This is a genomic window from Chamaesiphon sp. (genome assembly GCF_041737865.1).
Classification (GTDB): Bacteria; Cyanobacteriota; Cyanobacteriia; order Cyanobacteriales; family Chamaesiphonaceae; genus Chamaesiphon.
Genome location: NZ_JBGSQZ010000140.1, coordinates 74,312 through 88,368 on the forward strand (window position 1 = coordinate 74,312; position 14,057 = coordinate 88,368).

A 14,057-nucleotide genomic window follows, 5' to 3' on the forward strand; every position below is an offset into this window, starting at 1 on the left:
CTTAATGTAGACGTAGGGTGTGTTAGGCTGCTGCCGTAGCGCACCAGTATTCGATCCTCACGCAATCTGTAGATGTCGATCGAATAAGAGTATTTTTACCTGAATCCATATTCTTGATGCTAGTGTAGAGGGCTAGATGTCTGTGTCGCTGTGTACTGTAAGATGTGAGTAAATAGACTCTAAACCTCTGTCGATACCTGAAGATATCGACACCCCAAGAATTATGTCCCAACTGTGGAAATATGTCTCCCCAGGCATTCCCGATGAATTATTCGAGCGATTGCCTGGGATTCCGATGAGTCAGCGCGAGATTCGATTATTGCTGATTTCGGCATTGAGATTGGAAGCAAATTCAGTCGTGTGGGACATTGGGGCAGGAACGGGGACAATTCCGGTAGAAATTGGGTTACTATGCCCTCAAGGACAAATTATCGCGATCGAGCGTGATGAAGAAGTCGCGAATCTGATCCGACTCAATTGCGATCGCTTTGAAGTGAAAAATGTCCAAATCGTCACTGGGAGTGCGCCGGAATGCCTCAAGCAGATTGCGACAGTGCCACACCGAGTCTGTATTGAGGGCGGTCGATCGATTAAACCTATTTTGCAACAAGTTTGGGCATATTTACCATCCACAGGGCGGATCGTGGTGACAGCCGCTAGCCTTGAAGCTCTCTATGAAGTATCGGAGAGTTTTACGCACTTACAGGCCCGCAATGTCGAAGTCGTTCAAGCTGCTGTCAATCGTCTCGAAACCAGAGGGAATAGTCGCCGTTTGGTTGCTGTCGATCCTTTGTTTATTCTGAGTGCCGAAAAGTTAGTATAGACATTTACCAGTTTTATCCATTTATCCATCCAGAAATGTCTTTAGCCCGTTTGATTAGCACCATCGTAGCGATTGCCCTAGCCTTGGCGATGTTAGTGCTAGGTAGTTGGTACTTTACGCTCGGGATCTGTATCATTGTCTATCTGGGTCAAAGCGAGTATTTCAAGCTAGTGCGAGCCAAAGGCATCGAACCCGCCCAAAAAACTACCCTAGTCGTCAGTCAAATCATGCTAGTAGTGGGCGCAATTGGCAATGGTATCGACGATGCACTGTTTCCCATTGCAGGTACCCTAATTTGCTTTTACCTGCTGTTCCTGCCCAAAATTGCCTCGATCTCGGATATTTCTACTTCCTTATTCGGTCTATTTTATGGCGGTTACTTGCCTAGTTACTGGATTCGGCTACGATTGGGCGCAGATCCACTCGAGACAAATTCTTTTCCCTTTGCTACTGATTGGTCGAGAGTATTGCTAAATTTCGATCTGACGCTCTTACCGCCAGCTTTTACGATTACTTTACTCTCATTTATGTGTATTTGGGCGGTAGATATCGGCGGTTATTTGTTTGGCAAATGGTTGGGACGGACGCGATTGTCCGAAATCAGCCCCAAAAAGACGGTGGAAGGGGCGGTCTTCGGGCTGATGGGCAGTATTGGAGTGGCGATGACTGGTGGGTGGGCGTTACATTGGCATCATTGGTACATCAGTGGTGTGGCGTTGGGGAGTCTGATTGGATTGACGAGTATGTTGGGCGATCTCACCGAGTCGATGATGAAGCGCGATGCAGGGGTCAAGGATTCGGGGGAACTGATTCCTGGACACGGTGGTATGCTCGATCGCACGGATAGTTATATTTTCACTGCGCCGCTGGTTTACTATTTTGTCAAGTTAGTTTTACCATTGATTTAAGTAGCCGATGGGCGCATCTAGCGGTTGTGGGAGGGGTCAATTTGCCGGATAGAGACATGAGGGAATAAGGAATCAAAACGATGATTAACCCAATCAAGTCTCAAGTGAAGTAGATGATTGAAACCATCCTCACTCCAACGCATCCCAACCCCTTTAAATCGTTGTTGAATTAGCCATTTACAGGCACTTTCAATCATGCCACTACCAAGGGGACATTGCTGTCGTTTAAAGGAGTGGTAGCGAATATGGAGCTGATGAGTTTGAAAATAAGCTTGAACCTGTTGAACTGTCTCTAAATTCTCACCCTGGGCAAGATCGGAACTAGCCAGTGAAGCTAGAGAATCGAGCACAGTTTGGTGGTGTCCATGTCGCAGAAGAGAACGCCAACGTTTAAACCAGTGGATGGCATCAGGGGAATGACCATCAAACAGAGCAACAGTAGCACGCCACAGATGCCCAGCAGCATGGTAAAAGTCGAGGATGCCAATGGCACAATCGGCAAAACATTGACGATAGACCCGCCAAAAGCCACGCCCACCGTCACTGAGCCAAATCACTTGTGGCACACAGGCATAAGATTGAAGCTGTGCTTCCAATTGGATGCGGGTGATAAAAGTATCAATATCTCCCAATACAGCAACGAGTCGGCGACGACACAACCGAGTTACCTGTTTACCTGCACGAGTAATCCTGTGACCTAATCGGACTAGTAAACCAACCTTGACCTCACGCCATTGAATTTTACCTTTAGGCGTTTTGGGATTGGGTCTAAACGGCACCATGACTCCATCTGCGGCGATAGTTAGACGCAGCGCGGCTGTCACCTCATCTATACTTTCTCTTGGCATTGATTCGCCCTGAAGATATTGCTCTAGTTGCGCTTCTAATCGAGACTTGGATGAAGATCCATATCGCTCAACCCAGTTCCATAGAGTACTGGCACTAACCGCAATCCCCGTGCATTGCTGCAACATCCAACTTGATAGCTCGTAAGGCATGACAATACTGAGCAAGCATCCTAAGCGGATTAGTTCCTCACTACTAACTTGATTTGGTGTAATTCCTAATGCCTCATCCAACGGCACACTGAGACTGACTTTACAGGTTTTCGTTGTGCATTTTCCGACTCTTCGCTTTCATTTGATACACCCAATCAAAGTGGACATTTGGCGTGGACGGAATCCTTTTGACCGAACTTGTTTTTGACAGCCAGGGCACGATTGCCAATTCGTTCTTACTATGGCGCGGTTGCTCAGTTCTTGTTCCACTGCCAACCGGGCAAATAGCAATCCCAGTTGTAATGCCATCCAAACTAAGTCTGGCAGTGTAATTGCTTGCCTCAACTGTTCGCAACAAGATAACCATTCCGCTCGATCTGAATATAGGTGCTCTAGATGTTGTACAGTCATAGTCAATTTGTTTTTGTTGCGGATGGAGTAATTCTCTCATCCTTTTTTACTTTTTGACCCCTCCCACAACCACTAGATGCGCCCTGCGGAAACCATCGAGAATTTTCTTAACTTCATCCCTAGAGAATGCGGGGACTGGTTGCACTGGCACCGAGTCAAACCGCGTTGCTATCTCATCCCAAGGGTTTGGATCGGGCAATTGAAACTTATCTTTTCCCCAATCCCACGCGGCTTTAAGCAGCCATATTCTTTGTTTGGCGGTATCTGGCTTGAGTTTTTGGCAGACCAATGTGAAAGCATCGATCGTTTGTCGATCGACACTGGATGCCGGAATGTCCAAATGCTTCTCTAACATCACCTTCAAGTACTTGTACCGAGTATCGATCGATGCTTTGCTCAATGCTTTACGCGATCCCCCGTACTTCTGTTTGTACTGGGTGAAGCGATCGAATAGCTCTACTGTGGTTAATTCAGTCTTGTTCTTCCCAATGGTTTTGGGGCGGTACCTTACCAGGGTTGGATCGTATTCGCCGTGTTTGATGTCACTTTCGATTCGATCCTTTAACTTCGTTGGGTTTCGCCCGTCAGATGCTTCATTAACAGAAATAGATACGCGCTTCCGCGTCTGCGGACAAACCCATCTGAGTAGGTGTCCGGTTTTTTTAGTTTCGATCGTGACTTTCATGTGGTGGTAAAAAAGGTGGTAAAAACGTCATGTCTTAACACCCCTAATCACCCTTTTACGTTGCCTGAATGACAACAAAAGGGCTTCAGCAAGGTCTTGAAAACCTTACCGAAACCCTTTTCTAGTGCTGTTTTTTCCCCTAGTCGGGATGAGAGGATTTGAACCTCCGACCCCTGCTTCCCGAAAGCAGTGCGCTACCAAACTGCGCCACATCCCGTCGATCGCGATAGCTATGCTCAACATCTTACTGACAGATTATAACATTTTGCTAAAAAAGCTCCCACAAACTATGGGAGCTTTTTTACTTACAGCCGCTCTGAACACTGAGTAAGTGTCAACTAGCAGTATTCACAATCTTGGGTGCTCGGAGCAACTCACCCATAGCCACAGGATCGGATTGTTGGTGAGCGATGGTGGGTACGGAGTCGCGGAGATGTGCTGTCAGTGCAGTAGTAGTCGGATCGTAAATCTGAGTGAGCAGTTTGGGATAGAAACCGACCCCGATAATCGGTACCAATAGACAAGCGATGATAAATACCTCTCTGGGTTCGGCATCGACTAGTTCTTCATGTTCGACTAGCTCTTTATTTTCCGCACCATAGAAGATTTCTCGCAACATCGAGAGCAGATAAATCGGTGTCAGGACGACGCCGATCGCGGCAATCAGCACCATGATCGCTTTAAACTGAGGATTGTAGGCATCGCTAGTGACAAAGCCGACAAATACCATCAGTTCGGCAACAAAGCCGCTCATCCCTGGTAATGCTAGCGAAGCCATCGAACAGGCGACAAACATCGCAAAAATCTTTTTCATCTTTTGACCGACACCGCCCATCTCATCGAGCATCAAGGTGTGAGTGCGATCGTAAGTAGCCCCAACGAGGAAGAATAAACTCGCCCCAATCAAGCCGTGTGAAACCATTTGCAAGACTGCACCACTCATCCCGATATCGGTAAATGACGCAATCCCAATCAACACAAATCCCATGTGCGAAATTGAAGAATAAGCAATTTTCCGTTTGAGATTGCGTTGCGCGAAAGAAGTCAATGCCGCATAGACGATATTTACGACTCCTAGCACGATCAATACTGGTGCGAATGTAGCATGAGCATCGGGCAACATCCCTGCATTCATCCGAATCAGGGCATAACCACCCATCTTCAACAAAATTCCCGCCAGCAACATGTGTACGGGTGCAGTTGCCTCTCCATGTGCGTCTGGGAGCCAGGTATGGAGCGGGATAATCGGTAGTTTCACACCATAAGCAATCAACAACCCCGCATACATAAATAGCTGGAAATTGTGGGCATAATTTTTGGCAGCTAATGTCCGCATATCAAAGCTGATCGTCTCACCATAAAATCCCATCGCTAAGGCAGCGACCAGGATGAATAAGGAGCCACCAGCCGTATATAGGATAAATTTGGTCGAAGCGTACAATCGCTTCTTTCCGCCCCAAATTGACAAGAATAAATAGACTGGGATCAGTTCGAGTTCCCAGACGAGGAAAAATAGTAACATATCCTGTACGGCAAATACAGCTACTTGTCCGCCGTACATGACCAACATCAGGAAGTAAAATAGTTTGGGCTTGAAGGTCACAGGCCAAGCTGCTAAGATAGCCAACGTACTGATAAAGCCTGTGAGCAAAACTAGCGGCATAGAGAGACCATCTACGCCCACCGACCATCTCAGATCTAGCTGGGGTACCCACGCATAGCTCTCGACCAGTTGTAACCGATCGCTCTGCATGTCATAGTGATTGGCAAATGTATAGACAATCAAGATAAAATCGAGTAAGCCCACAATCAGGGCGTACCACCGCACTGTCCGCCCATCTTTGTCTGGAATGACCGGAATGGCGAGGGATGCGAGGACTGGAAATAAGATAATCGTTGTCAGCCAGGGAAAGCTATTCATAGGCATTTAAATCGGGATGCACCCGATAGATTAATTAATATATTTCGGGACGCTTGAAATGTAGGCGAATAGGTCGAAAATTCTCACAGACGTTGCCGCATGACAGACGATCCGCGATCGCGATTGCAACGATCGCCAATGGCAACATTAACTGTTAATCTAACAAATTATGCTGGCGATGCTCATCTCGATCGGTTACACCAATGATTTAATCCGGCGATCGATTATAGACAGCTACTTTGAGGCATCTCTCCTAGCCACTATATGCGATCCCCATCGGGTGGGACTGGGATCTCATAATTCCTTAACAAATTTTTTGGCTTGGTGATTGCGTTACCGCCTACCGCAACCCAACCAAAAAACCCGACTTCTGTTAAAGAAGTCGGGTTTTTTAGTAGACCCAACCGGAATAAAACTGGGTCTGTCAATCGCTGCTATGGCCAGCGTCGGACTCGACCATGTGGAAATAGGCTAAAACCTGCTATGCTTGGCAGTACTCAGTACAAATACGTATAAAATCACATGGCAGTCCCACAGATTGACCGAAAAGACCTTAGCTACGACGGAATGTCGGAAAGAAGACGACAAGGGCTGCTCAATAATATCACCAATATTAACGAGGATCTGAAGTATGAAGGATATAAAGTAACGCTACAAGTTAAGGGGAAGAATGTGAATATACGTTACGCTGTAGCACCTGGAAAATGGAAAGATCGGTCACCTAAAGATGTGGAAATGTCCGCCCATGGCATTGAAACAGCCAGACGTTTAGCCTTTAAGATTGGTAACGCTGTTCGGGATGGACTATATACAGAAGATTGGTATCAGTCGGAAATTATAGGCAAAATGCCAGATAGTGCTAAGCCTCTGACGTGGCAAGCTGTTATCGCTGGCTTTCCCGATCTGTGGCTGAAGTATCGGAGTGGGGACACTACCAGTACCGACAGGCAAAAAGCCGTCAGCCTGAAGCGATACACAGTGCAATTGCGGTTGATGGATGAACGCCACCCCTTAGAGCCTGACACTATATTTGATGGCAAGGCGATAAATACTCTACTGGCTTTGGATCCCGAAGGTACTGATAAGCGATTCCGGCTACGGGAAACTCTATCGATAGTCTGCACCATATACAACATCTCGTTTAACTTCAAAAATATCGGTAAGCGACCAAAGCCAGCGCGGCGGGAGATTCCCAGTGACGAACTAATCTTAGCCACTTACAAGTCGTTCGAGGGCATCTTGGCTCACCCTCGCAGTAACGACGCTACAGTACTAGGCTATCGCTGGCTGTTCGCAGTGCTAGCGAGTTACGGACTCAGACCACAAGAGCTGTTCGCAATCGATTTAGACAAAAGCTTTCGGGCTGACAAAAGCTACTGGCTGTGTCTGGATGAATCGCTTACTGATGGACTGAAAACTGGAGACAGGTGGGTAGCTCCCATTTTTGCCGACTGGGTGCAGTTGTTCGACCTGCCTAATGCAATGTACCCACCGCTCAAGTCCGACGCTCTCAGTCGGAAAGTTTCCGCTATTAGCGATTACTTCCGCTCTCACAAATTTCCGTTAACACCCTATTCCCTGCGCCATGCTTATGCTATCCGTGGTCGGATACTGGGGATAGAGCTAATGGATATGGCAGCATCGATGGGCCATGATATCGCAATGCACGTCAAAATCTACCAACGTTGGATCGGTGTGGATGAGCGGATTAAATCGATTGAATCTGCACTCACTCGCAACCGCTAGCATTTATCGGCGATAAATATAGGCGATAATTATCGCCTATAAATCAAATGCTTGAGAAGCCCACCAGTGACAACCATCACCAGTAGTATATGACCGCTATCACTACTACAATTTAAATGGGTCTAGGGTGGCTGATAATTAGTTTTAGGTGGGAATGTAAGGTGTTGCGGTTCAAGACTTGCTAGTGGAGGTATCACTCTCCTTTCGTGACCTTGCGCAACTTCCAGCCGTGATTTACGTCACAGCAAGCCTTTAGCCTTCAGTCTAGCAATCGTAGATCGAGTTGCCTGATAGCTCAGCCCCAACTGGGATGCTAGCCACTTGCGATCCACTGTGGCGATATCTACCTCTAACACCTGACAAGCTGCCAGCACATACCCACCACCTGTTAACAAGCCGCTAGTGCGCTGTTGCCTTAAATCTGCGAGTAAGTCTATGTCCATATATATAGTGTGCCCAAAAGGTCAATTTAAAAGCTTGATTGAGATCGCGTCAAAACTCGATCCATATCACATTCATTGTTCCCAATTCAGAACATAATGGACACATGGCAAGCAAAACACACCGACTGAGGCTTAGAGCTAGCGAGTGATGTGGAGCTTTCCAGTTAACCTTGCACAGTGATTATCATGATACTAAATAAAGCACAAGTCAAAGATAGGCTTTTAATGGGTAGACCAGTTTACGCAATGCTTTGGGCTAACAGCTTTTTCGCTGTTGACAACAAACCTACGAAAAAGCGGGTTATCGGCTTAAATGGTTCGTGGGTAAAAGTTATCGATATGGATAAAAAAATTCCTACTAATCACTTTGCCGAATATACAGACAATTAGCCAATAAAAAAGCGGTAAGGACACTAAGCCGCTACCACTCAATCAAAATAAACATTACCTCAATTATACCCAATGGCACACCTAACCACGTCAGAACAACAGCTAGTAGACTCACTCATCAAAATCAGCAGAGACAAATCCTACTCGCGTGAGTATCGGGGAATGGTTCTATGCTTGGTAGCCGATATAGTGCTGGGGGTAGCGCAATGAGTCTAGAGGACGCCTTAGATGAGCTAGACAACCGTACCAACCTACTGGAATGGATCGACAACTATCTAGCCAGTATTGAGTTTGAACAATTAGCAATCGATCTACAACTATCAGGAGAATCAAGTTAAATGACAGACTTACAAATCATTAGCGGAATATCAAAAGCGACGCGAATTAGTGAAATTGAATTTTTGCACGATAGCGGTGTGGGTGATGACGCCGACAGGCTAGCCGTGACAATCTCTCAAGCTGGGACAGTCTACCTCTACCGTGACTCTATTTGCATCATCAAAATTGGATATACGCCTCTCCACTTGAAACGGAATCACGACGACCTAATTAAGGTAATTATCCAATATTTAGATAAGTGGTAAACGAGATTTAGCTTGATTACCCAAAATATCCCACCTGCTCTTGATTGAATAGGTGGGGTATTTTTTATTTTGGCTCTGGCTGTGGGCTTCCCTTCATCTGCCTATTTATTGGCGATATTTATTGGCGATATTTATTGGCGATAAATTAAATGCTTGAGAGATTACGTGATTTATCGGCAATATTGTCTAAGCCAGAGTTCTGAATCCACCTTGCCAGCGGATGTTGAACTGCCTACCAGATATCCGGCTGAGGCGACCATTGCTATCCTGGTAATCGCTTCTCAGACTGCCATAGGGATCTTGCGCTAACCATTCCATCGAATCCGATAGCCATCCACACAACAGGATGATATGCCCACCTCTCGGAGCCTCTAACCTGCCTCTGTGCAAGATGTTCACCACAACAGGGATGCCGCTACAAACCAAGGATCTGAGGATATCTCGATCCTCCCGAATGTTTGCGACAACATTCCACACAGTATTCCATCCATAGGATTTAAGCGCGACGGTTTGGTTCTCATGATAGATAGTGTCTCCAACGCTTAGCACTTTTCGCAGATACCCATCATCCCCACCTAGCCTCTTGCCTGTTGTAGCCGCCATTAACCAATCAAGGTACATTGCGTTAGCCGAACTGTTGCAAGTACGGTGAGGCATCGTATAGTTATCACGCTGGCTAAAATACGTGGTAGTGGTATCCAAGTTTGCGAACGATGATGAGTAGTTATGTAATTTGTCAATCTGATACTGTAAGTCAAACATGTTTTATCCTCTTTGATATATGAGTGAATCGGTGGATGATGCTATTTTTTCCCAGTTTAATTTGTCTCCCTTTGATAAATCTCTCCAAGTGACAGGGAGATAATCATTCGATATTCTTACGTACCTTCCATTTCTTTTTTCCCCAGTATTATTAGAGTTATATGATTCAAACAATATTTGTCCGGCTGATTTATTTTGTTTGATTATCTTCATGTTGTACAAACGGTTTTATCTATCATTTCATAAACTACTTTACCAGTGGCAATGTCAATAATCCACCAAATTTCATACACGGTATTTCCATCGATAAAAACATGCCACGCTTCATACTGAGTATATCTATCGTATTCGTAGTATTCGGTTAAGGTATCAGCTTCCCACATAAACCATTCACTGGAACATGTAAGATATGTGAGAATTGAATCTATATCATATTCTTCAGTTTCTTCTACAGCCATTTTTTTAAATAGTTCATGGTTGTCGATTAAATATTGTCGCCTATTTGCAAAGGTCATTATTTCATTTTTCATCGCTTCATTCTCTCGCTTCATTTATTTGTTTCTCAATTAATGGTTTTACGTCCAATCCCAAATTCTTTATATTATCAACCTCCTTCTGTTTCTGAGCTACGATTTTATCCCTTGCTTCAGTCTCTGACTTTATCTCTTTGTCTACTTCCTCGCTTGTTTGAATTTCACTGGTAAGCTTTTGAATGTTTTCCTTTAAATCTGGATCGGTGGATGCCTTAGATTGTGCATCAACAAACTTATCCACTTTCTCGCTGTATTGATTCCAAGGGCTGTCAGGTGGAATAAGCCCACCTTCTTTCAAGGCATTGTTAGCGGTGCCCAGACTAAATGCCACTTCATCGATTTTGCTATTGGTGCCACGTCTACCGCTTTCTATTTTCTCTAGTAATTTAGTCATGCTTGTTAAATTGAGAATCCCTTGCGCGAACGCCGCTTTAGCTTGCTCATAATTTTCCTTACCAAATAATCCATAAGCAATACCATTGACAGTTTTTTTAATCTTGTCGGTGGATTTGGGATATCCGAATAGAGACAATCCTGCATCAGTCATGGACAGGTATGTGGTGACAATATTGTTGACATTAGTGAACATAGTGGTGACAGTTTGAAGCCAGTTAAGGGCTACAGTAAGGAACGATAAAGGCACTAGGACAGCTACCACTGCAATAATCGCTACCATACCCGTGATCGCTGCAAATAAGCTTGCTAGGCTGTTTATCTCCCCAGTGCCCTTCATTTTATCAATTGCATCCTTTAGGTTTTTAATCTCAGTTTTGGGAGCATTCTTCTTGTTAGCGGATTGCAACCTAATAGGAGTGGATGCAGCTAAATTAGAACTGATATCTAACGCTCTACCATCTCTAGCGATACTGTTGGCAGTTTTCAATACCCTACCATTCACGTCGAACAAAAGGGCTTTATTCCCCAATGTGCTATTAGGATTATTCGGATCGAAGTCATCATCAAAAGGAGATGGGGGAACTTGAAATTTAATTATAGTGTTTGTATAGTTACCCTCCCTTATATCTTGATTTTGATTCACCTTAGACTTGCTTAAATTACTCCCCTTAATCAATCCTCTCTCTGGAAATTTAAAAGGTATCTTTCTAGGTGATGACTTTAATTCTTTCGGCTTATTAGCAAATTTATTAAGTTGCAAAGATTCGCGATAATCAGCATCCCTACTTCCCTTAGCACATTGAGTATCCTGTCCTACTTTGCTTTCCTTATCAAGCTGACATTTTAAATCTTTTAAATCTTTAGTTTGTTTATCCTCTATCTCATCAAGTAGTTTGAAAGTAGCAGGGGGAAGTATTTGCCTAGCACTATTCAAAACCTCATTCATCAGATCGGGTAGATCTGGTATCTCTTTAGGCCGAGGTAAGAATTTCTTTAAAAGGGGTAGTATAGCCATATTACTTACTTATATATATTACTTACTTATCGTGTGTGTCTATAGGGTGTATTATCTCTCTTGCATAATGAAATACGTTATAGGTAATACATGATATAGATAGCTATACCATTAGTCTCTTGACCCATTCTCAATCATCACTCTAAAAATTTGGTTAACTTTCTTACCTTGTCTCTCGTGAATAGTGATTTTATAAACATATCCTTTTAATCCAGTTGTATCTACTTTAGGGGTATTTTTAGGTTTGCTAACAGTTAGAATATTATCTGCTATTTCTCCTTTTTGATGAGTAGTGGTGTCAGTGAATGGTAAGAATAAACTTATTAATTCAATTCCTTTTGCTTGAGTGCTTACATGTTCTAATCTTATTTCCTTACCATTATTGAAATTATAAGTGCAATAATTGTTACCGTAAATCATAAACACGTCCTTAAACGCTTTAGCTATAGATTCACTGTCTATTTTCGCTGGGTCGATATTGCTAATCTTTATCCTACGCTGTCCAATTGGTTTAAGCACTCCATCCACTTTTATATACCGTTCCTTAAATTTCAGATGAATCATCATCCAAGGGTACGCAATTCTATCTTTAGCCAATGGTTTATTTCTTAAATGTATTTTTTCCTCAAATACAGGAGTGAAGTTAGATAAGGTGAAAAAATAGGTTAACTGTTTAAACACCATTTCAGGCATTGTGTCCCAGTCTTGTATTTTGCAAGCATCCATTAAATCGGTGTTGTCACCATATCTCTCCACCACTTGTTGATTGAATAATTTAGTACCAATTCCCCTAGATAATGCTCTAATAGCGATTTTATTACTATCGTATGCTGTTTGAGTCATGGAGTGTATTTAATGTGAAACGATTTAAGTGTGATTTTATTAGTCATTAGGGTGTCAAATGTATTTGTATAAACCGTTAACCCTACAATCTCATCTCTGGATAAAGGGATAAAATTGAATAAATCATAACTAAGATTTATATTAGGCAGTTGAAATAACTGAATAAAAAATAATAGTGATTTAGCAAATTTAGGCTCATAACTATATTTAGTTAATATATTCAATTGTTGCGTTAGAGTGTAGGTTTGAGCATCAATGATTATTTTGGGAATATAATAAGATGCTACGTTTGGGTCAATCCAATTCATTAGAACGGGGGAATTATATCGCTAGCTAATAGGGTTGTAACGTCAAATTCTGTAAGAACTAGTGAATCAATTAAATTATTACCTTGAGAATGTTTGTTTTTATCCACTTTCAAGATTAGAGCAAAACTCAAGCTGCCATCATTTCTAACTTGATTGATATTGATTTGTAATTGATTGTCCACTGGTAAGTATTGAGTAGGTAGCATAGGTTAGCAAGGGGGTAAGGAATTGTTGGGGCGGTCTGGGGTTAGTGGTGATGTATTGCTGCTTGACGGTTCTGATAAGGCTCTGGCATCATTTGTGGTCTCGCTAAAAGTATTGGAAGGTGTTTCTACATTGTTGTTGCCGTTACTAACTAAACCTGAAATAGTGCTTGATACATCAGATTGATTGTCATTCATTACAACTCCCAGCGGCTCTCGTGGTGCGGGCTGTTGCCGTGCTTCATTGATTGTGTCTGCAATGTTATCAACTAATAAATTAAAATCGATGGGAGGTAAGAGGATTGGATCGGGTTTTTGCATCTCTGCTACTACCCAGTCAGAGAGATCGCTTAGTCCGCTAATTGTTGGCAACAGACGATATAAATCGGGATATGTTGTATATAGATTACTCAGGCAAGTGCCGATAATGCTACCCACCCTCACTATTGGGTCTATCTCGTAAGTGTAATCCCATCCCACCGTGCCAATTACCGCGCCTGTAAATGTGGCTGTGCCGCCTGTTGTTGTGGCGGTTGCCGGAACCACTTCACCTATGATTGGAGTGGCTATGTTCCGTGTACGCACCAATTCGCTAGCAAGTCGAGTGTAATTTAAATAGTTGTATAGCTGAATTAAATAGTTGCGTTTTTGTTGTAGCAGCAGCAGGTAGGCTAGACGTTTCTCTAACACTAAAATACCATTGGATAGATTAGTGGCAATTAGAGGCACCACTACAGGCGTTAATCCGGGCCTAGGGTCAAAACCCGCTACAGGCAAACCTAAGATATCGCTAAACATTGAGGCATTCTCGCTGTTAATAGCTCCTATTCGGCTAATTAGAGATGGTTTGGTGATTAGATAGCTTGATTCTGCCAGTGGCAACACTCCATTGATGGTGAGAAAGTCCCCATCGAATGAGAATGTAGTGGTTTGAGAATTGTCAGTGGTGAGTTGATTTTTATATAATGCCGCTCTTTCGTTGCCTGCCTGAAGCAGACAGGATGACAGCACTATCTGGGGAATTACGCCATTACAGTTATCAAAATAGGTGGAATCGTAGATCATGAATAATGTGGATTATCGGCGAT

Annotated in this window: 14 protein-coding genes, 1 tRNA gene and 1 pseudogene; 6 read left to right on the top strand and 10 right to left on the bottom strand. The window is 43.6% G+C overall.

Annotated features, from left to right (window positions below):
• Positions 1-223 precede the first annotated feature (223 nt).
• Positions 224-823, top strand: coding sequence for a precorrin-6Y C5,15-methyltransferase subunit CbiT (cbiT, locus tag ACEW9J_RS10230; protein ID WP_373545015.1), 600 nt, complete (start codon positions 224-226; stop codon positions 821-823).
• 35 nt (positions 824-858) lie between these two features.
• Positions 859-1,731 (top strand): phosphatidate cytidylyltransferase, encoded by an 873-nt coding sequence (locus tag ACEW9J_RS10235; protein WP_373545016.1) that lies wholly within the window; start codon positions 859-861, stop codon positions 1,729-1,731.
• A 17-nt stretch (positions 1,732-1,748) separates the two neighbouring features.
• On the opposite strand, the pseudogene ACEW9J_RS10240 reads toward ACEW9J_RS10235, so the two are convergent.
• The 4 genes and pseudogenes from ACEW9J_RS10240 to ACEW9J_RS10255 form a co-directional block, all read right to left on the bottom strand.
• Positions 1,749-3,140 (bottom strand): annotated as a pseudogene (locus tag ACEW9J_RS10240) (ISKra4 family transposase).
• 46 nt (positions 3,141-3,186) lie between these two features.
• Positions 3,187-3,825 carry a hypothetical protein gene (locus tag ACEW9J_RS10245; RefSeq protein ID WP_373545017.1) on the bottom strand — a complete coding sequence of 213 codons (639 nt, stop codon included), beginning with the start codon at positions 3,823-3,825 and terminating at the stop codon, positions 3,187-3,189.
• Positions 3,826-3,968: 143 nt separating this feature from the next.
• Positions 3,969-4,042: transfer RNA gene (locus ACEW9J_RS10250), tRNA-Pro, on the bottom strand.
• Between the two features lie 117 nt (positions 4,043-4,159).
• On the bottom strand, positions 4,160-5,746 hold the full coding sequence (locus ACEW9J_RS10255; protein ID WP_373545018.1) for an NAD(P)H-quinone oxidoreductase subunit 4: 1,587 nt from the start codon (positions 5,744-5,746) through the stop codon (positions 4,160-4,162).
• A 522-nt stretch (positions 5,747-6,268) separates the two neighbouring features.
• Here ACEW9J_RS10255 and ACEW9J_RS10260 point away from each other — a divergent pair.
• Entirely contained in the window at positions 6,269-7,492 is a 1,224-nt protein-coding gene (locus ACEW9J_RS10260) for a hypothetical protein (RefSeq protein WP_373545019.1), read from the top strand.
• A gap of 239 nt (positions 7,493-7,731) precedes the next feature.
• Here ACEW9J_RS10260 and ACEW9J_RS10265 read toward each other — a convergent pair whose 3' ends face one another.
• Positions 7,732-7,935, bottom strand: coding sequence for a hypothetical protein (locus ACEW9J_RS10265; RefSeq protein ID WP_373545020.1), 204 nt, complete (start codon positions 7,933-7,935; stop codon positions 7,732-7,734).
• A gap of 186 nt (positions 7,936-8,121) precedes the next feature.
• Between ACEW9J_RS10265 and ACEW9J_RS10270 the strand changes: the two genes are divergently transcribed.
• The 3 genes from ACEW9J_RS10270 (at position 8,122) to ACEW9J_RS10280 (ending at position 8,909) form a co-directional block, all read left to right on the top strand.
• Positions 8,122-8,325: a hypothetical protein gene (locus tag ACEW9J_RS10270; RefSeq protein ID WP_373545021.1), complete on the top strand. Its 204-nt coding sequence runs from the start codon at positions 8,122-8,124 to the stop codon at positions 8,323-8,325.
• A 206-nt stretch (positions 8,326-8,531) separates the two neighbouring features.
• The gene (locus tag ACEW9J_RS10275) at positions 8,532-8,663 is read left to right on the top strand and encodes a hypothetical protein (protein ID WP_373545022.1); all 132 of its coding nucleotides are present in this window, start codon (positions 8,532-8,534) and stop codon (positions 8,661-8,663) included.
• Positions 8,664-8,909, top strand: a complete 246-nt coding sequence (locus ACEW9J_RS10280; RefSeq protein ID WP_373545023.1) for a hypothetical protein — start codon at positions 8,664-8,666, stop codon at positions 8,907-8,909.
• A 186-nt stretch (positions 8,910-9,095) separates the two neighbouring features.
• Here ACEW9J_RS10280 and ACEW9J_RS10285 read toward each other — a convergent pair whose 3' ends face one another.
• The 5 genes from ACEW9J_RS10285 to ACEW9J_RS10305 all read right to left on the bottom strand — a co-directional run bounded on the left by ACEW9J_RS10285 (position 9,096) and on the right by ACEW9J_RS10305 (position 14,034).
• A complete protein-coding gene (locus tag ACEW9J_RS10285; protein WP_373545024.1) occupies positions 9,096-9,671 on the bottom strand; it encodes a C39 family peptidase in 576 nt (191 codons plus the stop codon).
• A gap of 209 nt (positions 9,672-9,880) precedes the next feature.
• Positions 9,881-10,222, bottom strand: a complete 342-nt coding sequence (locus ACEW9J_RS10290; protein ID WP_373545025.1) for a hypothetical protein — start codon at positions 10,220-10,222, stop codon at positions 9,881-9,883.
• Positions 10,206-11,615 (bottom strand): hypothetical protein, encoded by a 1,410-nt coding sequence (locus ACEW9J_RS10295; protein ID WP_373545026.1) that lies wholly within the window; start codon positions 11,613-11,615, stop codon positions 10,206-10,208. Before ACEW9J_RS10295 ends, ACEW9J_RS10290 begins: the two co-directional genes overlap by 17 nt.
• A gap of 111 nt (positions 11,616-11,726) precedes the next feature.
• Positions 11,727-12,458, bottom strand: coding sequence for a hypothetical protein (locus tag ACEW9J_RS10300; protein WP_373545027.1), 732 nt, complete (start codon positions 12,456-12,458; stop codon positions 11,727-11,729).
• 517 nt (positions 12,459-12,975) lie between these two features.
• Entirely contained in the window at positions 12,976-14,034 is a 1,059-nt protein-coding gene (locus ACEW9J_RS10305; protein WP_373545028.1) for a hypothetical protein, read from the bottom strand.
• Between the last annotated feature and the right edge of the window lie 23 nt (positions 14,035-14,057).